The sequence below is a fragment of the Bradyrhizobium sp. CB82 genome (genome assembly GCF_029714405.1).
GTDB lineage: Bacteria > Pseudomonadota > Alphaproteobacteria > Rhizobiales > Xanthobacteraceae > Bradyrhizobium.
The window spans coordinates 4,157,346-4,177,039 of sequence record NZ_CP121650.1 but is presented as its reverse complement, the minus strand read 5'-3'; the positions used below and the strand labels follow the sequence as shown (position 1 = coordinate 4,177,039).

General features: G+C 63.5%; 18 protein-coding genes and 1 pseudogene. 9 read left to right on the top strand and 10 right to left on the bottom strand.

Features of this window, described 5'->3' with window-relative positions:
- The first annotated feature begins 121 nt into the window (after positions 1-121).
- The 6 genes from QA640_RS20065 (at position 122) to QA640_RS20040 (ending at position 5,354) form a co-directional block, all read left to right on the top strand.
- Positions 122-1,951 (top strand): IlvD/Edd family dehydratase, encoded by a 1,830-nt coding sequence (locus tag QA640_RS20065; protein ID WP_283042310.1) that lies wholly within the window; start codon positions 122-124, stop codon positions 1,949-1,951.
- Between the two features lie 114 nt (positions 1,952-2,065).
- Positions 2,066-2,797, top strand: coding sequence for an SDR family oxidoreductase (locus QA640_RS20060; protein WP_283042309.1), 732 nt, complete (start codon positions 2,066-2,068; stop codon positions 2,795-2,797).
- A gap of 124 nt (positions 2,798-2,921) precedes the next feature.
- A complete protein-coding gene (locus QA640_RS20055) occupies positions 2,922-3,668 on the top strand; it encodes an SDR family NAD(P)-dependent oxidoreductase (RefSeq protein ID WP_283042308.1) in 747 nt (248 codons plus the stop codon).
- Between the two features lie 7 nt (positions 3,669-3,675).
- On the top strand, positions 3,676-4,068 hold the full coding sequence (locus QA640_RS20050; RefSeq protein WP_283042307.1) for a GFA family protein: 393 nt from the start codon (positions 3,676-3,678) through the stop codon (positions 4,066-4,068).
- 119 nt (positions 4,069-4,187) lie between these two features.
- Positions 4,188-4,868, top strand: a complete 681-nt coding sequence (locus tag QA640_RS20045) for a site-2 protease family protein (protein ID WP_283042306.1) — start codon at positions 4,188-4,190, stop codon at positions 4,866-4,868.
- A gap of 63 nt (positions 4,869-4,931) precedes the next feature.
- Positions 4,932-5,354, top strand: coding sequence for a hypothetical protein (locus QA640_RS20040; protein ID WP_283042840.1), 423 nt, complete (start codon positions 4,932-4,934; stop codon positions 5,352-5,354).
- Here QA640_RS20040 and QA640_RS20035 read toward each other — a convergent pair.
- The 6 genes from QA640_RS20035 to QA640_RS20010 form a co-directional block, all read right to left on the bottom strand.
- Positions 5,342-6,160: an energy transducer TonB gene (locus QA640_RS20035; protein WP_283042305.1), complete on the bottom strand. Its 819-nt coding sequence runs from the start codon at positions 6,158-6,160 to the stop codon at positions 5,342-5,344. The genes QA640_RS20040 and QA640_RS20035 overlap by 13 nt on opposite strands.
- A gap of 115 nt (positions 6,161-6,275) precedes the next feature.
- Positions 6,276-6,746, bottom strand: coding sequence for a TonB system transport protein ExbD (exbD, locus tag QA640_RS20030; protein ID WP_283042304.1), 471 nt, complete (start codon positions 6,744-6,746; stop codon positions 6,276-6,278).
- A 3-nt stretch (positions 6,747-6,749) separates the two neighbouring features.
- Positions 6,750-7,691, bottom strand: coding sequence for a tonB-system energizer ExbB (exbB, locus tag QA640_RS20025; protein WP_283042303.1), 942 nt, complete (start codon positions 7,689-7,691; stop codon positions 6,750-6,752).
- A complete protein-coding gene (locus tag QA640_RS20020) occupies positions 7,688-8,377 on the bottom strand; it encodes a Fe2+-dependent dioxygenase (protein ID WP_283042302.1) in 690 nt (229 codons plus the stop codon). The genes exbB and QA640_RS20020 overlap by 4 nt, the downstream gene beginning before the upstream one ends.
- A gap of 21 nt (positions 8,378-8,398) precedes the next feature.
- A complete protein-coding gene (locus tag QA640_RS20015) occupies positions 8,399-10,975 on the bottom strand; it encodes a TonB-dependent receptor (protein ID WP_283042839.1) in 2,577 nt (858 codons plus the stop codon).
- Positions 10,976-11,206: 231 nt separating this feature from the next.
- Positions 11,207-11,446, bottom strand: coding sequence for a hypothetical protein (locus QA640_RS20010; RefSeq protein ID WP_254094533.1), 240 nt, complete (start codon positions 11,444-11,446; stop codon positions 11,207-11,209).
- A 386-nt stretch (positions 11,447-11,832) separates the two neighbouring features.
- Between QA640_RS20010 and QA640_RS20005 the strand changes: the two genes are divergently transcribed.
- From QA640_RS20005 to QA640_RS19995, 3 genes and pseudogenes are all read left to right on the top strand, one after another.
- Entirely contained in the window at positions 11,833-13,005 is a 1,173-nt protein-coding gene (locus tag QA640_RS20005) for an efflux RND transporter periplasmic adaptor subunit (RefSeq protein ID WP_283042300.1), read from the top strand.
- Positions 13,002-16,145 (top strand): multidrug efflux RND transporter permease subunit, encoded by a 3,144-nt coding sequence (locus QA640_RS20000; protein WP_283042298.1) that lies wholly within the window; start codon positions 13,002-13,004, stop codon positions 16,143-16,145. Before QA640_RS20005 ends, QA640_RS20000 begins: the two co-directional genes overlap by 4 nt.
- Positions 16,146-16,174: 29 nt before the next feature.
- A pseudogene (locus tag QA640_RS19995) lies at positions 16,175-16,321 on the top strand (invasion associated locus B family protein); the annotation flags it as partial.
- Positions 16,322-16,339: 18 nt separating this feature from the next.
- On the opposite strand, the gene QA640_RS19990 reads toward QA640_RS19995, so the two are convergent.
- From QA640_RS19990 to QA640_RS19975, 4 genes are read right to left on the bottom strand one after another with little or no spacing between them, the layout of a single operon-like run.
- On the bottom strand, positions 16,340-17,059 hold the full coding sequence (locus tag QA640_RS19990; RefSeq protein ID WP_283042297.1) for an ABC transporter ATP-binding protein: 720 nt from the start codon (positions 17,057-17,059) through the stop codon (positions 16,340-16,342).
- On the bottom strand, positions 17,056-17,820 hold the full coding sequence (locus QA640_RS19985) for an ABC transporter ATP-binding protein (RefSeq protein WP_283042296.1): 765 nt from the start codon (positions 17,818-17,820) through the stop codon (positions 17,056-17,058). The genes QA640_RS19990 and QA640_RS19985 overlap by 4 nt, the downstream gene beginning before the upstream one ends.
- A complete protein-coding gene (locus tag QA640_RS19980; RefSeq protein ID WP_283042295.1) occupies positions 17,810-18,781 on the bottom strand; it encodes a branched-chain amino acid ABC transporter permease in 972 nt (323 codons plus the stop codon). The genes QA640_RS19985 and QA640_RS19980 overlap by 11 nt, the downstream gene beginning before the upstream one ends.
- On the bottom strand, positions 18,781-19,644 hold the full coding sequence (locus QA640_RS19975; RefSeq protein ID WP_283042294.1) for a branched-chain amino acid ABC transporter permease: 864 nt from the start codon (positions 19,642-19,644) through the stop codon (positions 18,781-18,783). Before QA640_RS19975 ends, QA640_RS19980 begins: the two co-directional genes overlap by 1 nt.
- Positions 19,645-19,694: the final 50 nt, after the last annotated feature.

Here is a 19,694-nt window from a genome sequence, read left to right as displayed (position 1 = left end):
TACCAACGACCGATGACTAGTATCGCACTTGTGAGGAAACGACCGCCGCTTGCGCTGTTGGGCATCGCACAAGCCGACACGACAGACCAACGCCTGCGCGTTCGCATTCTAGGAGATATCAATGACAAAAAAGCCAACCGACGGGCATGCGCCCTCACCCAATGGCAGCCGCCGGCGCCTTCGTTCCCAGGAATGGTTCGACAACCCGCATAACCCCGGCATGACCGCGCTCTATATGGAGCGCTATCTGAACTTCGGCCTCACCCGCGAGGAACTCCAGTCCGGCAAGCCGATCATCGGCATCGCGCAAACCGGCAACGACCTCTCCCCCTGCAACCGCCACCACATCGAGCTCGCGCACCGTGTCCGTGAAGGCATCCGCATGGCTGGCGGCATCGCGCTGGAGTTTCCGACCCATCCGATCCAGGAGACCGGCAAGCGGCCGACCGCGGCACTTGACCGCAACCTCGCCTATCTGGGCCTCGTCGAGGTGCTGTTCGGCTATCCTCTCGACGGCGTGGTTCTGACCACCGGCTGCGACAAGACGACGCCGGCCTGCATGATGGCGGCGGCGACCGTCAATCTGCCGGCGATCGTGCTGTCGGGCGGCCCGATGCTGAACGGCTGGCATGACGGCGAGCGCACCGGCTCGGGCACCATCGTCTGGAAGTCGCGCGAGCGGCTGGCCGCAGGCGAAATCGACTACGAAGAGTTCATGGAGATCGTGGCCTCGTCCGCACCGTCGGTCGGCCATTGCAACACCATGGGCACGGCCTCGACCATGAATTCGCTCGCGGAAGCACTCGGCTTCTCGCTGCCAGGCTGCGCGGCGATCCCCGCGCCCTATCGCGAACGCGGCCAGATCGCCTATGAGACGGGCAAGCGCATCGTCGAGATGGTCTGGGAGGATCTGAAACCCTCCGACTTCCTGACCCGCAAGGCGTTCGAGAACTGCATCGTGGTGAATTCGGCGATCGGCGGCTCGACCAATGCGCCGATCCACATCAACGCGCTCGCACGCCACATCGGCGTGGAGCTTTCGATCGACGACTGGCAGAAGTACGGCCACGACGTGCCTTTGCTCGTCAACCTTCAGCCGGCCGGCTTCTATCTCGGCGAGGAATTCCACCGCTCCGGCGGCGTGCCGGCCGTGGTGCGAGAGCTGATGAAGCACAAGCGCATCCACGAGGACGCGCTCACCGTCAACGGCCGCGGCATCGGCGAGAACTGCGCGAACGCGCCCAAGCCCGATCAGGACGTGATCTGGGCGTACGACAAGCCGATGGTGAAGGATGCCGGCTTCCTGGTGCTGCGCGGCAACCTCTTTGATTCCGCGATCATGAAGACCTCTGTGATCTCCAAGGAATTCCGTGACCGCTATCTGAGCAACCCGAAGGATCTGAACGCGTTCGAGGGACGCGCGATCGTGTTCGAGGGGCCGGAGGACTATCACGAGCGGATCGACGATCCCTCGCTCGACATCGACGAGCGCTGCGTGTTGTTCATCCGCGGCACCGGCCCGATCGGCTATCCCGGCGGTGCGGAAGTCGTGAACATGCAGCCGCCGGCGGCGCTGATCAAACGCGGCATCCTGTCCCTGCCCTGCATCGGCGACGGCCGGCAGTCCGGCACGTCCGGTTCACCCTCGATCCTCAACGCTTCGCCCGAGGCCGCTGCCGACGGAGGACTTGCGATCCTCAGGACCGGCGACAAGGTGCGCATCGACCTCAACAAGGGCAGCGCCAATATCCTGATTTCGGATGGCGAGGTGAAGCAGCGCCACGCCGAGCTGAAGGCCAATGGCGGCTTCAAGCATCCGCCGAACCAGACGCCCTGGCAGGAGATCTATCGCAACACCGTCGGCCAGCAGTCGACCGGCGCCTGCATGGAGCTCGCCACCCGCTACCAGAACGTCGCTGGCACGTTCGGCGTGGCGCGGGATAACCACTGAATTGAGCACGCGTAGCCCGGGTGAGCACAGCAACACCCGGGTCAACCCGCCCCCGGATCGCGCTAGCGCGTTCATCCGGGCTAGCGCATTGAGGGCATCAAGGAGAACAAGAAAATGGCAGACCGCCTCAAGGGGAAACGCGCCGTTGTCACCGCCGCGGCGGCGGGCATCGGGCGCGCATGCGCCATCGCATTCGCGCGTGAAGGCGCGACCGTCATCGCCACCGACATCAACGAAAGCGGCATCGCCGAATTAAGCAAGGACGGCATCGCCGAGACGGCAAAGCTCGACGTTCGCAACACCGCCGACGTCAACGCCTTCGCCAAGCGCATCGGCACGATCGACATCCTGCTCAATGCCGCGGGCTTCGTGCACAACGGAACGATTTTGGACTGTTCGGAAGAAGACTGGGACTTCTCGTTCGACCTCAACGTCAAGTCGATGCACCGGACCATCAAGGCGTTTCTGCCGGCGATGATCGCGGGCGGCGGCGGCAGCATCGTCAACATCTCGTCTTGCGCTGCGCTGAGGCCGCCGGCCAACCGTTATGTCTACAGCGCGTCCAAGGCGGCGGTTTCGCTCCTCACGCGCGCGGTTGCGCTCGACTTCATCACGCAGGGAATTCGCTGCAACAGCATCTGCCCCGGCACGGTCGAGACGCCCTCGATGCTCGACCGCGCCGCCGCCGTCGGCCCGCAAGGCAAAGAGATGTTCATCGCCCGCCAGAAGATGGGCCGGCTCGGCACCGCAGAGGAAATCGCGGCCATGGCGGTCTATCTCGGCAGTGACGAAAGCGCGTTCACCACTGGCGTCGACCTCATCGTCGACGGCGGTTTCATGCTCTGATTGATCCTCATCCCGAGGAGGCGCGAAGCGCCGTCTCCTGGGGATGGGCCAGCGGACTTCATGGTTCGAGACGCGCGCTAGGGACGCGCTGCTCACCATGAGGGTGAGAGGGAGGAATTCTCGCATGAACAAGATCGACCTCAACGGCCGTTGCGCCATCGTCACCGGCGGCGCCCAGGGCTTTGGCCGCGCCATCGCCGAACGTTTCGTCGCCTCCGGCGCCAAGGTCGCGATCTGGGATTTTGACGCTGATCTCGCCGAGAAGACAGCCAAGGACATCGGCGGCGACGTTCGCGTCTTCAATGTCGATGTCGCCGACACGGCCGCGGTCGAGCAGGCGCGCGACGCGACCCTCGCCGCCTTCGGCAAGATCGACATCCTCGTCAACAATGCCGGCATTGCCGGCATCAACAAGACGGTCTGGGAGACCGATCTCGAGGAATGGCGCAAGGTGCTGCGCATCAACCTCGACGGCCCCTTCATCTGCTGCAAGGCGATCGTGCCCACGATGCTCAAGCAGAAATACGGGCGGATCGTGAACATCGCCTCGATCGCCGGCAAGGAAGGCAATCCGAACGCGGCGCACTACTCGGCCTCCAAGGCCGGCCTGATCGCGCTGACGAAGTCGCTCGGCAAGGAGCTTGCGGCGCACGACATCCTGGTGAACGCCGTGACGCCGGCAGCCGCGAAGACGGCGATCTTCGAGCAGCTGACGCAGCAGCACATCGATTTCATGCTGTCGAAGATCCCGAAGGGCCGATTCGTGCTGGTGGAAGAACTCGCCGCGATGGTCGCCTGGCTTGCCTCGGAAGACTGCGGGTTTTCGACGGGCGCAGTGTTCGATATCTCCGGCGGCCGCGCCACCTATTGAGGGCACCATGATCAGAGAAGGCGGATGCCTGTGCGGCGCGGTGCGGTTCAAGGCCGAGGGCGAGCCGCTCAACGTTCGGGTCTGCCATTGCCGCAACTGTCAGAAGGCGATGGGCTCGCCCTTCTTTGCCCGCGCGCTGTTCCCGCAGACCGCGCTGAGTATCGAAGGCGAGACCGGCCGCTTCCCAACGTCGGAAAACATCGATCGTGTCTTTTGCAAGCAATGCGGCACTCGGTTGTTCTCCTGGCGGCGGAACGGCACCGCCGCGGGGGTCGCGCTTGCGACCTTTGACGACCGCAACGCCTTTTCGCCGACCGAGCACATCTGGGTGTCGGAGAAGATGAGCTGGCTGAAACTCGACGACGGCCTGCCCCAATATCCGACCACGATTCCATCCTGACGCCACCGGGTTGGGCCGGCCCGCGACATGAGCTTCATCACAAGGATCAGCACCGTGGTTCGCCGCGGGGCTGAAACGTGGTAGTTCGGCCCATCAGGCCACGAACTGGAACACCCCGCTTGAACGTCTCCCTCTACGACCTTTCCGTCTGGGTGATCCCCCTGGTGATCGCCATCACCTTCCACGAGGCCGCACACGGCTTCGTTGCCCACCGGCTCGGCGACAACACCGCCTGGCAGCGTGGCCGGGTCAGCTTCAATCCGCTCCGGCACATCGACCCGTTCGGCACTCTCATCCTGCCGGCGATGCTGTTATTTGCACATTCGCCGTTCCTGTTCGGCTATGCCAAGCCGGTGCCGGTGAACTTCCGCAAGCTCAACAACCCGAAGCTCGACATGGTCTGGGTGGCGCTGGCCGGCCCCGCGACCAACATCCTGCTGGCGCTGCTGGCGGCCCTGGCATTCCATGCCATGCGCCTCGCGCCGGCGAGTTCGGCGCAATGGATCTTCGACAATTTGAAGAATTCGCTGCTGATCAACGTGGTGCTGGCCGTGTTCAACATGATGCCGATACCGCCGCTGGACGGCGGGCGGGTCGCGGTCGGCCTGTTGCCGCGCCCGCTCGCCCTGCCGCTGGCTAGGCTCGAGCCGTTCGGCATGCTGATCTTGATCGCCATCCTGATCCTGCTCCCCCTTGCGGGTTCGCAGTTCGGTCTAAATCTTGATGTTATCTCGGCAATACTGCGAACGTTGACCGGATATGTGATTCAGGCTGTTCTCTTCCTGACCGGCAACGGGTAGTTGAACCAGGACAAACCCAGAGAACCACAAGGGCCCGAGGCCAACTTGGTCAAAGCTGCCGACATGCTGATCGCGCGACGAGCCGACACCCGCGCCCGCGCCGATTTTGCCACCTGGAAGATGATGGCCAAGCTCAATGGGTTGTCAGCGCTGCCTCCAGAGGCCCAGGAGTTCCTCGCGAGCTACAAGAAGCTGCTGGAGCAGATGAGCGAGGACGAAGCCACCGAGGCCACCATCGCCTCGGTCTACAAGGCCTATTATGTCGAAATGGGCGGCGCCGGAACCCCGCCCGATGTTCGCCCCCGGGCCAGCCAGCCCGTGAAGGACAATGTTACCGCCTTCCGCCGCCCTGCGCCGAAGCCGAAGAAGGCCGGCACGTTCCGGGTGGCGGCGTTCGGTGGAACCGAGAAGCGGCCGCTTCCGGTGGCGCTGATCTTCGCATGCTTGGTCGTGGTCTACGTCGCGATCCGCTACTACTGGCGCTGAGCGGACTTCTTTTTCGTCTCCCGCGGCGGGAAGGTCACGTCGAGTGTGCGCTCGAACTTTTCATCCGTCAGTCCGGCCGGCGGTTGCGGCACGGGATCCGACCGACGAATCATCGAGACCGCCGCCGCATCGAACGCCTGGTCTCCCGAGGACTCCACCACGTCCACCGAAAGCACGTTGCCTTTGCGGTTGAGGACGAGGGTCACCTTGACCTTCTGGGACTTGGGTTCCCTGCCCTCCGGGTAGACCTGGTGCAGCTTGAAATGCGCACTGATCTTGCGGTTCCAGTCGGTCGTCAGCTTCAGGATGTCCTTGCCGACCCCGAGCACGGGCGCCATCGCCTTCTCAGCCTCGCGCGCGGCCTCGTGAAGCTTCTGTCTCGCCGTGGCAACCGACTGCGGCGATGCCTCGGCGGCCGGGGTCTCGATGGCCGCCACCTTCTGACTCTCGTCGTCCGGCTTTTTCGAATTGTTGTCGGTAACGATCCGATCGGCGTCGTCGACGTCCTGATGCTGATCCTTCGGCAGCTCGGTTTCCTTCACCTCCGCCTTTTGTTCGGGCATCGCCCGCTGCTCCTGCAAGGCCTCGCTGTCAGGGCCGGGCGGAAGTTCGGACTCGGGAGCATCGGGCGAAGCCATCTCGACGGCGAACTCGGCACCGGCCGCGCCCAAACCATCATCACCGCCATCCGTCCGCAAATTCGCCAGCGCCAATGCAGCGCCACCCAGATGGAGCCCAAGCGCTGCCACTGCGGCCAAAACCCACAGCCGCCGGGATGGTCTTGGCTCGATCTCGAGATCGGACATGGCAAGAGCCTCTAGGGCATGATCCGGAAAAGTGTGACGCGGTTTTCCGAAAGGATCATGCTCAAACAACAACAACCTAAAGCGCGATGACGATTCATTCCAATCTCATCGCGGTTTAGGGCTTGGCAGGGTCTGCCGCAGGCGCCCCTGAAGAGACTGGGACACCTTCCAGCGTAACCAGCTTGACCTTGGAGTAGCCACCCGAACGCAACAGCTCCATCACGCCCATCAGCTCGCCATAAGGCACCGAGCGATCGGCGCGCAGGAAAACGTATTTGTCCTTACTCATGTCCGAAAGGCCGTCGAGCGAGCCGACCAGGTTGGCACGCGTGACCGGATTCTCCCCGATGGCAAGCGTCAAATCAGACTTGATGCTGAGATAGGTCGGCTTGTCCGGCTTCTTCTGCGGCGTTGCACTTGAGGTCGGCAGATCTATGGGCAGGTCAACCGTCGACAAGGGCGCTGCGACCATGAAGATGATCAGCAGCACCAGAATGACGTCGATGAATGGCGTGACGTTGATCTCATGCGTCTCGGAGAAGTCCGCATCGTCGTCGAGATCATTGTCTGCGATCGAAGCGCCCATCGCTTACTCCGCCGCTGCGCGCGAATGATGAACACTGCCATGGCTGCGGTCGAGGTCGCGCGAGAGCAGCCGCGCCGCCGCACCCGAGGCGCGGCTCACGAGCTCGAGATAGCCCTTCGTCATGCGCGCGAAATGATTGTAGATGATGACGGCGGGGATCGCCGCGACGAGGCCGATCGCGGTCGCCAGCAGCGCTTCGGCGATGCCGGGCGCCACGACCGCAAGATTCGTCGTCTGCGACTTCGAGATGCCGATGAAGCTGTTCATGATGCCCCAGACGGTGCCGAACAGGCCGACGAAGGGCGAGGTGGCACCGATGGTCGCGAGCACGCCCATGCCGATCCGGATCCGGCGCGACTCCGCGCGGGCGATCTCGGCAAAGCTCGAGGCGGCGCGCTCCTTGATGCCGGCGTCGCTGGAGATGCCCGCGGACGCCCTCGCCTCGCGCAGCGCGGCCGCAAGGAATGACGGCAAGATGCCTGCCTTGGCGCCGAGCGCAAACTGGGCCTCCGCTAGCGAGCGTGCGTCGGCGATCCTCTTCAGGGCCGAACGCAGCCTGCTCTGCGCCAGCATCAGCTCGATCGATTTCGCGATGAAGATGGTCCAGGTGACGAGCGAAGCGAAGGCAAGCCCGATCATCACCGCCTTGACGATGATGTCCGCCGACATGAACATCGCCCAGGGCGACAGCTCCTTCATCACGGGCGCGGTCGATTTCAGCGCGCGGCCGGCATCAGTCGACGCCGCCTCGGACGCTGGCGGTGCGGGGACAGCGATCGCCGCAGGTGCGGCGGCCGATGGCGCTACCGGCGCTGCTGCCGGAGTGGTAGCCGGCTGCGATGCCGGCATTGCCCTCTGCTGCTGTGCCGAAGCGGGAACTGCGAGGGCGATCACCGCTGATATCACGGTTGCGGCAAAGCTTGCTCGGAAGGGTGTTGTCTTCATACTTCGGCCCAGTAGCGAATGAGGTTGTGATAGATACCCGTCAATTTGACCGTTTCGGGGTCGTCGCGTCCAAGCCGCTGCGCCAGCGCCTGAATGGCGGTATCGAGGTCAAAGATCAGGCTGCGGGCCTGATCGTCCCGTACCATGCTCTGCAACCAGAAAAAAGACGCAACGCGCGCGCCCCGCGTCACTGGCGTGACGAGATGCAGGCTGGTCGAGGGATACAGCACGCAGTCGCCGGCCGGCAACTTAACGTCGTGCGAACCGTAGGTGTCCTCGATCACGAGTTCGCCACCGTCGTATTCCTCCGGCTCGGTGAGGAACAGCGTGACCGACAGGTCGGTGCGGATGCGAAGGCCGGTCAGGCGATCGCCGCGGATCGCGTTGTCGACGTGCAGACCGAAATGGTGCCCGCCGCTCGCCGCATAGCGGTTGAACAACGGCGGGAAGATCTGGAGCGGAATCGCTGCCGCGAGGAAGCGCGGGTTCGAGGTCAGCGCCGAGATGATGCGGTTGCCGAGCTTGCGCGCAACCTCGCTGTCCGGCGGCAATTGCTCGTTGCGCTTGACCATCGCCGATTGCGCACCCGCCGTCGAGCGGCCGTCTTCCCAGTCGCTGGCGTCCATGATGCGGCGGAAATCCGCCACATCATCCTTGCTCAAGACGCCGGGTATGCAGGTCAGCATGATGCCTCGTTACCCTTCCGTTCAATACCGCGCCGAGACGACCAGATAGGCAGCACGTCCCGGAGCTTCCAGCACGAAGGGCGTGGCGCTCTGGTAAAGAGCGTCGTAGTAGCGCTTATCGAAGATGTTGTTGACGAACAGCTTCACCGTCCAGTGCTTGTCGACCTTCGCCTCGGCGAAGGCGTCGAAGCGCCAATAACCCGGGATCGACGTCCCCTGGTTGGCCGCGAGCAACGTGCCGCCATAGATCTGCGAGCGGTACACCGCCTGCCCGCCGAGCTCCCAGATGTCGTTCAGCTCATATTTCGTGAGCAGGCTGAAGGACTGGTGCGCCACGTTGGCGAGCGGCCGTCCGACATTCGTCGGATACAACAGCGGCTGCGGCGACGGCGCGAGCGACTTGGTCACTTCCGACTGCATCAGGACGAGGCCGCCGAACACGCTCCATTTGTCGGTGATCTTGCCGCCGACGCCGAGGTCGATGCCGCGGATGCGGTACGCGGCGCCCGCCGTGATGCAGGATACGGTGCCCGTCGTCGCCGGAATCGTAACCGGATAGGGACAGGTCGCGGTGGCCGTGGCCGGAGTAATATTCTGCGCCTCGCGCGCGTTTTCCTTCTCCGTCTGGAACAGCGCCGCTTGCAGCAACAGATGGCGATCGAACAATTCCCACTTGGTGCCGACCTCGATCGCCTTGTTCTCCTCCGGCCCGAAGATCTGGTTCGAGCTGCCGTTGAGAACCGGCGAAAGGCCGCCATAGGCCGTGCTGGTGCCGTCGAATTCGGCACCCACCGGGTTCGACGACGTCGCATAGGCCGCGTAGAAGCTTCCGTTCGGGAGCGGCTTGAGCGTCAGGCCGAGATTGAAGTTGGGCAGCCCGAACTCGGCGCTCTGCGATCCGAACCTGTTCACGCCGCCGATGGACGCGTAGCCACTGGTGTTGATGGTGTAGTCGTCATAACGAACGCCGCCATTCAGAATGACGAGATCGTTGTAGTTGATGCTGTCCATCGCATAGACGCTCTTGGTGTCGACCGAGAGATTGGTCGGCAGTCCCGCCAGCGTCGGCGTCCCGAACGGCAGAAACGTGTATTGCGGCGCGAACACGCTAACGCCCGACAACGAGCCACCGCCCGTGAAGGGGGTGCCGGTCGTCAGCTCCGAGCTCAGCCCGCTATACTTGTCGATATAAGACGTCTCCCGAGAGACCTCGACGCCTGCGAGCGCCGTATGCCTGAAGCCTCCGGTGTCGAACTTGTAGGTCGCCTCACTCTGGTTGGCCAGCACGCTGGTCACCTGATAGCGGCTCTGCGGATTGGCCGTGATGGTTGATGCCGACAGCGGAATCCTGGCGATCGGCGATTCCGCCAGCGTTCCGATGTAGTCATTGACGGAGCGCGAGACACGGATCTTGTCGCTGAGGACGAGATCGGGCGTCACTTGGACCTCGGTGTTAACAGTCCCGATGTCCTGCTTCACCTTGAAGAAGTCGCGATTGACGAAGCCGTAGAAATTGTTGCGGTTGGAGCCGAAGTCCGGAAACGGACCGCCGGCGGTCGACCGATAGACGTTTCCTGCCGCCGGGGATCCCGGCCGGTAATACGGCACGCCGAAATCCGGGATGCCGTGCAGGTAGGTGTGCACGTAATCCGCGGTCACCTTCACCGCATCGACTGGTGTCCATTTCGTGGCCACGAACGCGCCGCTGCGGTCATCAGTTACGAAGTCGCGGCCAGCGACGCCGGCATCCTGGAACAGGCCGCCGGCGCGCACCGCGAAGGTCGGGCTGATCACCTGGTTGACGTCGAGCGTCACACGCTTGGTCTTGTCGGTGCCAAACGTGGTGTCCATGTTGTAGAAGCTCTTCTCCGTCACGGCCTGCTTGGTGACGATGTTGATCGCGCCGCCCGTGGTGCCGCGCCCGGCGAAGGACGAGCCGGGACCGCGCAGGATCTCGACCTGCTCGGTGAAGAAGTTTTCGCGCACGCTGACACCGGGATCGCGCGCGCCGTCGATGAAGATGTCGTTGCGGGCGTCGAAGCCGCGGATGAAGAAGCGGTCCCCGAAGGCGTTGCCACCCTCGCCGGTGCCGAGCGTCACGCCCGCCGTGCTCAGGATCGCCGACTTCAAGGAGGTGGCGTTCTTGTCCTCGAGTACCTCCTTGCTCAAGACCGTCACCGTCTTCGGCGTGTTGAGCAGCGGCTCGGGAAATTTGCCCGACGCCTGGAGGTGATCGACCTTGTAGGGAGCTGCCGGATCGGCATAGGGATTGCGGTCCGGCGCGCTTGCGCTCTGGGACGGCGCGGCTGCGGCCTGCTGCGCCTGCTGGCGCTGCGCCGCGCGGCGAAGCGCATTGCGCGCACGAATCTGCTCCGGTGATGGCTTCGAGGCGGCAGGCCGCGGGCGCTCGACCGGCGCATCGACGCTGACCGGCGGAAGATTCGACTGCTGCGCCCCGGCGGCGCCCGAGAACGATGCCACCGCGATCAATCCGGCAACCGCCGATGCCGCCTTGCCAGAGCCGCCTTCGAATCTTTCGTCGATGAAATCGATTGCCGCGAACGATCGCAGCGACTTCGGTGCAACCACCTGCCCCATTACCCAACGCCCCATTTTCATGATCGCTCATGCGCACCATTCGCGATGAACGTTGGGCGTTGGTATCGGCCGCAAAATATGCGGTCAATGAGGGCAGGCCCGTGAGGAGGCTTGAATACTTCCAGATCAAAACGATTCTAATCTGGAGTTTTTAATCATTCTAAGATGAGAGGTTGTAACCGTTCTAAAGGAATGAAGAACACCGGGTCACATCGCACCGATTGTCGCCAATCAATCACTGCTCGGCGGCTTCATCAGCGAGAACAATTCGTCGACCGTTTGCTGCGCGACGGAACGAACGCGATCGGTGTTGTCCATGCCGGCGATGTTGACGCCCTTAACGACGGCTTTGATCTCGTCGCGAAAGTCGGTGAGGAAGCGCAAAGGATCGCCCTGCTCGTTGGCGACGCGCGCGATCAGGCCCGTGATCAGAATCTGACACGCGATCAGCTTGCCGTTCAGTTCGTCCATCATGCGCTCCCGTTGTGCGGCGCTGATATGGACGACGTCCCATGTGCTGACAACGGAAACACGGCGCGATCAATTTAGAACTGTTCTCGCGCACGACCGGAATTCGCACGGCCTGACCGATCGGCGCAGTGCAGACGATTCACACCCGGCGCGAGCATGTCGAATCTTATGCACGCTCGTCGATCTACCGCCTTGCGAGAACGGCTGTTCGCAACGTGCGCACGCCCCGCCCAGATCGGATGCAAAGCTTTCCAATTGTTTAGGATTCTCAAGCAACGGTGTTGTTTACACTGGAACTTGGCGTGTATTATACAGCGCTGCACGCCGGAACCCTTTCAAAGACCCATAATTCAATAATTGGGCAAACGAGCCGATACGAAGCCGATATGAAAAAGTCGCGGCCGATCCTGTGGTTTTCCCTCATCGCAGCCGTGACCATTGCGGGCTACTTCGGCTGGCAGCACTTCTACGGTCCGAACGCCGCCAAGACCCAAACCGCACAAAAAGGTTCGCAGCGGGCGGTCGCAGTTCCTGTCACCATCGCTCCCGTTCAGCAGGTCGATTTTCCGGTCTATTTGACCGGCCTCGGTACGGTTCAGGGTTTCAACACCGTACAAGTACGGACGCGGGTGGATGGCCAGATCGACAAGATCGCCTTCACCGAAGGCCAGATCGTCAATCAGGGTGCCCTTCTGGTCGAGATCGATCCCCGGCCGTTCCAGGCGGCGCTCGACCAGGCCAAGGCGAAGAAGGCGCAGGATGAGGCGAACCTCGCCAACGCCAATCTCGACCTTCAGCGCTATACCAAGCTCGGCGAATTCGCGACGCGGCAGCAGACCGACACCCAGCGCTCCACCGTCGCCCAGCTCACCGCGCAGATCGCCGCCGACGAGGCCGCGATTTCCAATGCCCAGACCCAGCTCGACTACACCCAGGTCAAATCGCCGATTACCGGTGTGGCTGGTCTACGCCAGGTCGATATCGGCAACATCGTCAATGCCTCCAGCCAGACGGCGATCGTCTCCATCGCTCAGATCGAGCCGATCACGGTGATCTTCACCGCGCCCGAGGACCAGTTGCCCTATATCAATGAGGGCCAGAAGGCCGGCGCGCTCAAGGTGATCGCGTTGACCACCGACGGCAAGAAGACGCTCGCGGAGGGCAAGCTCGCCGTCATCAACAATCAGGTCGACACCACCAGCGGGACTATTCGGCTGAAAGCGGTGTTCGACAACAAGGACCACACGCTGTGGCCGGGCCAATCGGTCTCGACGCGTCTTCTGGTGCGGACGCTGAAGGACGCCACCGTGGTGCCCGACGACGCGGTCCAGCATTCGACCAACGGTCTCTACGCTTATACTGTCAATCGGGAGAACAAGGCTGAACTGCGCAAGCTCAAGGTCAGTTACTCCATCGACGGGCGCTCGGTAATCGATGAAGGACTTAGTCCGGGACAACAAGTAATCACCGGCGGTCAGTTCAAGGTACAGCCCGGAAGCCTCGTCTCTACGGCGGTCGCGAGTTCGAATCCGGGTCAGAACAAGGTTCGACAGGAATGAACGACGGCGGGATTTCGGCACCTTTTATCCGTTATCCCATCGGCACCTCGCTGCTGATGGCCGGCATTCTCTTTGTCGGTCTGGTCGCCTATCCCCTGCTACCGGTCGCGCCGCTGCCGCAGGTGGATTTCCCGACCATCCAGATCACCGCGAACCTGCCCGGCGGCAGCCCGGAGACGATGGCCTCCTCTGTCGCCCAGCCGCTGGAGCGCCAGTTTGCCCAGATCCCCGGCATCGCCCAGATGACGTCGACGAGCTATCTGGGCACGGCCTCGATCACAATCCAGTTCGACCTCAATCGCAGCATCGACGGCGCGGCCAACGACGTGCAGGGCGCCATCAACGCAGCCAGCGGCCAGTTGCCGAAAAACCTGCCCTCGCCGCCGACCTATCGCAAGGTCAACCCGGCGGACTCGCCGATCCTGCTGCTGTCGGCGACATCCGAGACGCTGCCGCTGACCACCGTGAGCGATGCGGTCGACGCCCAGCTCGCCCAGCAGATCAGCCAGATCTCCGGCGTCGCGCAGGTGTTCATCGGCGGCCAGCAGAAGCCGTCGGTTCGCGTGCAGATCGACCCGGCGAAACTGGTCGCCAAGGGCCTGTCGCTGGAGGACGTGCGCAGCGCAATCGCGATCACGACGGTCGACAGCCCCAAGGGCAATATCGACGGCGACAGACGCGCCTACACCATCTACGCCAACGACCAGCTGCTCCAGTCCAAGGACTGGAACGACGTCATCATCGCCTATCGCAACGGCGGCCCGCTGCGTATCCGCGATATCGGCCAGGCCGTCACCGGCCCCGAGGACGCCAAGCAGGCGGCCTGGGCCAATGGCAAGCGCGGCGTGTTCCTGGTGGTGTTCAAGCAGCCCGGCGCCAATGTCATCGAGACCGTCGACCGGATCAAGGCAACGCTGCCGCGGCTGGTGGCGGCGATCCCGCCGGCGATCAAGATCGAGCTGATCAGCGACCGCACCACGACCATCCGCGCCGCGGTCGAGGACGTCCAGTTCACGCTGCTCCTGACCATCATCCTGGTGGTCATGGTCATCTTCGTCTTCCTGCGCAGCTTCTGGGCGACCGTCATCCCCACCGTCACGGTTCCGCTGGCGCTGCTCGGCGCGTGCGCACTGATGTGGGTGTTCGGCTATTCGCTCGACAATCTGTCGCTGATGGCGCTGACGATCGCGGTCGGCTTCGTCGTCGACGACGCCATCGTGATGCTCGAGAACATCACACGCTACATCGAAAATGGCGACTCACCCCTGGCCGCCGCCTACAAGGGCGCCAAGGAGATCGGCTTCACCATCGTGTCGATCAGCATCTCGCTGGTTGCGGTGCTGATCCCGCTGCTGCTGATGGGCGGCATTATCGGCCGCCTGTTCCGCGAATTCGCCGTCGTGCTCGCGATGACGATCTTCGTCTCGATGTTCGTGTCGCTGACGCTGACGCCGATGATGGCCTCGCGCTTCCTTCGTGCTCATGGCGAGGTGCACCACGGCCGCTTCTACCAATGGAGCGAACGCGCCTTCGACGCGATGCTGCGCGGCTATGAATACGTCCTCGACCACGCCTTGAGCTGGCGGCGCACCACGCTCACCATCTTCTTCGTCACGCTCGGCCTGTCGATCTACCTGTTCGTCCTGATCCCAAAGGGCTTCTTCCCGCAGCAGGACGTCGGCCTGATCACAGCGACCTCCGAGGCCTCGCAGGACATCTCCTTCAAGGACATGGTGCGGCGCCAGGAGGAGCTCGGCAAGATCATCATGGCCGATCCCGACGTCGCTTCCGTCGCGATGGCGATCGGCGGCAGTGGCCGAGCCGGCAACAATGGCAACCTGTTCATCACGCTAAAGCCGCGCAACGAGCGCGAAGCTTCGGCGCAGCAGGTCATTGCGCGGCTGCGTCCCAAGTTCGACAAGGTTGAGGGGGCTCGCCTCTACATGCAGGCGGCCCAGGATGTCCGCCTCGGCGGCCGACCGACGCGCACCCAGTTCGAATTCACGCTGCAGGACGCCGATCTCGGCGAGCTCAACGAATGGGCGCCGAAGATTCTCGCCAAGATGCAGACGCTGCCGGAGCTGCGCGACGTCGCCACCGACCAGCAGACGCAGGGCACCACGGTTCAACTCAAGATCAACCGCGACACCGCCTCGCGCTACGGCATCCAGCCGCAGTTGATCGACGACACGCTCTATGACGCGTTCGGCCAGCGCCAGGTCACGCAGTACTTCACGCAGCTCAACAGCTATCACGTGATCCTCGAGATCCTGCCGGAGATGCAGGGCGACCTCGACAGCCTGAACAAGCTCTATTTGAAATCGCCGCTGACCGGTGATCAGGTGCCACTGTCGACCTTTGCGACCTGGACGACCGACCCGGTCCGCCCGCTTTCGATCAGCCACCAGGGCCAGTTCCCGGCGATCACGATCAGCTTCAACCTCGCGCAGGGCGTGGCGCTCGGACAGGCCACGGAGTCCGTGCAGAAGGCGATGGCCGATCTCGGCGCGCCCGCGACGCTGAATTCGAGCTTCCAGGGCACTGCGCAGGCGTTCCAGCAATCGCTGGGCACCGTGCCGTTGTTGATCCTGGCAGCGCTGGTCGTGGTCTATCTGATCCTCGGCATCCTCTATGAGAGCTACATCCATCCGATCACGATTCTCTCGACGCTGCCTTCGGCCGGTGTCGGCGCGCTCGCGATCCTGATGGCATTCGGCTACGACTTCAGCCTGATCGCGCTGATCGGCATCATTCTCCTGATCGGCATCGTGAAGAAGAACGGCATCATGATGGTCGACTTCGCGATCGCGGCCGAGCGCGACGAGCACAAGACGCCGGAAGAATCGATCCGCCAGGCCGCGTTGCTCCGATTCCGCCCGATCATGATGACGACCATGGCGGCCCTCCTCGGCGGCGTGCCCTTGATGCTCGGGCACGGCACCGGCGCCGAAATCCGCCAGCCGCTCGGCTACGCCATGGTCGGCGGCCTGTTCGTCAGCCAGGCGCTGACCCTGTTCACCACGCCCGTGGTCTATCTCTATCTCGACGAGCTCTCCAACTGGTTCTCCGGCTGGGGCCGCTCTGAGGAGAGCGAGCACGAGACGACAAAACACGGCACGGTCAAGGAAGCCGCCGAATAAGCCAGCGTCGCCGGTCCCTTCCGGCGCGCTACGTCTCGACGCCGACTTCGGCGGACCTGCTTGCGGCGCTGAAATCCGGCAAGCAGCTGAAGGTCTCCTTCCAGAACGTGGCCAAGGAGAGCATCAGCATTCCGTTGCCGCTGACCGATTTCGCGGCCGCCTACGACAAGATCAAGGAGCGGTCGCTCTCCGTTTCACCCTGCCCCGAGATAAGCCTTCTGCACCTGCGGGTCGTTCGCGAGCGCCGCGGCGGTGCCCGACAATACGCTCTTGCCCACCTGGAGCACGGTCGCGAAATCGGAGACTTCGAGGGCAAGCTCGATCGACTGTTCGGCGAGCAGGATGGTCAGGCCCTCGCGATGCAGGCGGCCGAAGGTTTCGTACATGGACTCCACGACCGCCGGCGCCAGTCCCAGCGACGGCTCGTCCAGCATCAACAGTTTCGGGTCGCTCATCAGCGCGCGGCCGACCGCAAGCATCTGCCGCTCGCCGCCGGACATGGTGCCGGCGCGCTGGTTGCGGCGTTCCTTCAGCCGCGGAAAGATCACATAGACGCGATCGAGCAGCGCCGCCCTGCGCGATTTGTCGAGCAACGGCGTGGCGCCGAGCAGGAGATTGTTCTCGACGCTCTGCTGCACGAACAGCCGCCAGCCCTCCGGAGACAGCGCAAGCCCCTTGCGCACGATCGCAAAGGCGCGTTGGCCCGCGATCGCCTCGCCGCGAAAGCTGATCGTGCCGGCATGCACCGGGATCAGACCTGCGATCGCATTCAGCGTCGTGGTCTTGCCGCCGCCATTGGAGCCGAGCAGCGCGACGATGCTGCCTTCGGGCACCTCCAGCGATACGTCGGACACGCCGATCAGGTCGCCATAGCGCACTTCGAGGTGCTCGATCCGAAGCAGAAGCCCGCTCATGTGGGGCCGCCCATCAATTCGATCGGCGTGTGGCCGGCAGCCGCTTTCGCGGCGCGCGTGCCGAGATAGGCTGCGATCACCGCTGGATTCGCCGTTACCTCACGCGGGCTGCCACGGGCAATCTCCCTGCCCTGGTGGAACACCATCACTCGGCTCGCCAGCGACATGATCACTTCCATGATGTGCTCGACGATGACGAGCGTGATGCCGGCGCGGTGGATGTCGCGCACCAGATCGATCGCGAGCTTGACCTCGTGGGCATTGAGGCCCGCCATGGCTTCATCGAGCAGCAGCACCTTCGGCTCGGTCGCAAGCGCACGGGCGATCTCCAGCCGCTTGCGGCCGGGCGTACCGAGCGAGCGCGCAGGCGCATCCGCGAGCCTGATCATCCCGACCCGCTCCAGCACGGCGCGCGCCTTGGCCTCGGCCTCAGTGCGATGCGCGGCACGCAGGAACGCGCCGATCATGACGTTCTCGAGCACCGTCATGCCCTCGAACGTCTGCGGCACCTGGAAGGTGCGCGCGAGCCCGAGTTGCGCGCGCTGCTCGGGCGCGAGATCGGTGATGTCGCGGCCTTCGAACAGGACGCGGCCCGCGGTCGTCCTGAGATCGCCGGTAAGGCAGTTGAAGAAGGTCGACTTGCCGGCGCCGTTCGGCCCGATCAGGCCGAGGATATCGCCCTGCTCCAGCATCACGGAGGCATCGTCGACCGCCTTGAAGCTGCCGAAGGCCCTTGTGATGCGGCGCGCTTCAAGGAGCATGAGGCACTCCCGCTTCGCTCACGGGCTTGGACCGCGGCTTGAAGAGACTCAAGATGCCGCCGGGCTGGAAGCGCGCGATCAGCACGATGATGGCGCCGTAAACCACGAAGGTGAGGCCTGCGCCCTTGCCGCCAAGCACGCTGTTGGAGATTTCCTCCAGCGGCACGAGGATTGCGGCGCCGACCAGGGGACCGAACAGAAGCCCTGCTCCGCCGAGCGCGGCCATGATCAAGATCTTCACGGAGATCAGAATGCCGAGCCCGGACTCGGGATCGACAAAACCGAACATCATCGCGTAGAGCGCCCCGGCGACACTCGTCAGCGCCGCGCTCAGCATGTACGCATAGAGTTTCGTGCGGCTTGCGGGCGCACCGAGCGAGCGCGCAGCCCGCTCGGAATCCTTGATCGCGCGCAGATAGAAACCCATCCGGCTGTCGGCCATCCACCAGGTGATGAAGAGCGTGATCGCAAGGACCAGGAGGAAGAGATAGTAGTAGGGCAGCGACGATATGAACGAGAGATCGAAGATGTTGCGGGCCACCGTCGGGCCGCTCAATCCCACGGCCGCGCCAAGGTAATCGGTATTGGTGACGATCAGCCGCATCGTCTCGGCAACCGCAATCGTCGCCATGCTGAAATAGTGGCCAGACAGGCGCAGCGTCGGCACGCCGACGACGGCCGCCAGCACCACCGCAATCACGATACCGCAGGGAATGCCGAATAGCGGCGACAGACCGAACTTGGCGTAGGCTCCCATCGCTGCATAGGCGCCGCAGCCGAAGAACACGACATGACCGACCGAGACCTGGCCGGCATAGCCGCCGACGATGTTCCAGGCCGAGGCCGCGATCGCATAGAGCAGCACCAGTGCGCCGAGGCGCTGCTGGAACGGCGAGGACAGCAGCAGCGGATAGGCAATCGCGGCCGCTAACAGCACCGACAGCCAGAGCAAGCGCCGCATCACATCTTCCCCATCAGGCCTTGCGGCCGAAACCAGAGGAAGAACAGGAACAGGATGTAGACGACGATGTCCTTGTAGACGGCGCCGATCAGGAATCCCGACAGCGACTCGATGACGCCGATCAGGAGGCCCGCGACCAGAGCGCCGGGCACGCTGCCGAAGCCGCCGAGCGAGACCGTGACGAAGGCGACGATACCGAGCGTCTCGCCCACCGTCGGCACGATATAGAAGAAGTTCGCGATCAACGCGCCGGCTAGTCCGGTAGCCCCCGCCGCAATCGCCCAGGCGATCGCCTGCATCGTGTCGGGCCGGATACCCATGAGTTGGGCGGCGGTTGCATCTTCCGCCACCGCCAGCATTTTCGAACCGAGCGAGGTGCGCGTCAGCAACAGGTGCAGTCCGAGCGTCACGAGCATTGCGACGATGCCGGCGAGCAGCCGCGATGCTTCGAGACGCAGCCCCGCCACCGCATACGTGCCGCCGACGATATTCTGCGGCAACGACTTGAAGTCGGCACCGAACCACCAGAACACGGAATAGCGCAGCAGCAATGCGAGACCGAAGGTGCCGAGAATCTGCGCCAGCATCGGCCCTTTCATGATGTCGCGGATCAGGCCGAAATAGACGACGACGCCGAGCGTCGCCAGCACCAGTACCGCCAGCGGCGCGCCGACGATCGGCCCGCCGCCCATCAAGGTGTAAACGACATAGGCGACGTACATGCCGAGCATGACGAAATCGCCATGCGCGAAATTGACGATGTTCATCATGCCCCACACCAACGTGAGGCCGGAGGAAAACAGGGCGTAGACGGCACCGAGCAGGAGCCCGCCGACGATCACCTGCACGAGGACAAAGGACATGAGCCGCGCTGCCCTATCAAGCCGACAAAAAGCGGGACCGCCAGTCCCGC

Bases quoted from the DNA above. Each gene is read 5' to 3' on its own strand.
- QA640_RS20065 (WP_283042310.1), top strand. From the start codon at position 122: ATGACAAAAAAGCCAACCGACGGGCATGCGCCCTCACCCAATGGCAGC.
- QA640_RS20060 (WP_283042309.1), top strand. From the start codon at position 2,066: ATGGCAGACCGCCTCAAGGGGAAACGCGCCGTTGTCACCGCCGCGGCG.
- QA640_RS20055 (WP_283042308.1), top strand. From the start codon at position 2,922: ATGAACAAGATCGACCTCAACGGCCGTTGCGCCATCGTCACCGGCGGC.
- QA640_RS20050 (WP_283042307.1), top strand. From the start codon at position 3,676: ATGATCAGAGAAGGCGGATGCCTGTGCGGCGCGGTGCGGTTCAAGGCC.
- QA640_RS20040 (WP_283042840.1), top strand. From the start codon at position 4,932: ATGCTGATCGCGCGACGAGCCGACACCCGCGCCCGCGCCGATTTTGCC.
- QA640_RS20035 (WP_283042305.1), bottom strand. From the start codon at position 6,160: ATGTCCGATCTCGAGATCGAGCCAAGACCATCCCGGCGGCTGTGGGTT.
- exbD (WP_283042304.1), bottom strand. From the start codon at position 6,746: ATGGGCGCTTCGATCGCAGACAATGATCTCGACGACGATGCGGACTTC.
- exbB (WP_283042303.1), bottom strand. From the start codon at position 7,691: ATGAAGACAACACCCTTCCGAGCAAGCTTTGCCGCAACCGTGATATCA.
- QA640_RS20020 (WP_283042302.1), bottom strand. From the start codon at position 8,377: ATGCTGACCTGCATACCCGGCGTCTTGAGCAAGGATGATGTGGCGGAT.
- QA640_RS20015 (WP_283042839.1), bottom strand. From the start codon at position 10,975: ATGGGGCAGGTGGTTGCACCGAAGTCGCTGCGATCGTTCGCGGCAATC.
- QA640_RS20010 (WP_254094533.1), bottom strand. From the start codon at position 11,446: ATGGACGAACTGAACGGCAAGCTGATCGCGTGTCAGATTCTGATCACG.
- QA640_RS20005 (WP_283042300.1), top strand. From the start codon at position 11,833: ATGAAAAAGTCGCGGCCGATCCTGTGGTTTTCCCTCATCGCAGCCGTG.
- QA640_RS20000 (WP_283042298.1), top strand. From the start codon at position 13,002: ATGAACGACGGCGGGATTTCGGCACCTTTTATCCGTTATCCCATCGGC.
- QA640_RS19990 (WP_283042297.1), bottom strand. From the start codon at position 17,059: ATGAGCGGGCTTCTGCTTCGGATCGAGCACCTCGAAGTGCGCTATGGC.
- QA640_RS19985 (WP_283042296.1), bottom strand. From the start codon at position 17,820: ATGCTCCTTGAAGCGCGCCGCATCACAAGGGCCTTCGGCAGCTTCAAG.
- QA640_RS19980 (WP_283042295.1), bottom strand. From the start codon at position 18,781: ATGCGGCGCTTGCTCTGGCTGTCGGTGCTGTTAGCGGCCGCGATTGCC.
- QA640_RS19975 (WP_283042294.1), bottom strand. From the start codon at position 19,644: ATGTCCTTTGTCCTCGTGCAGGTGATCGTCGGCGGGCTCCTGCTCGGT.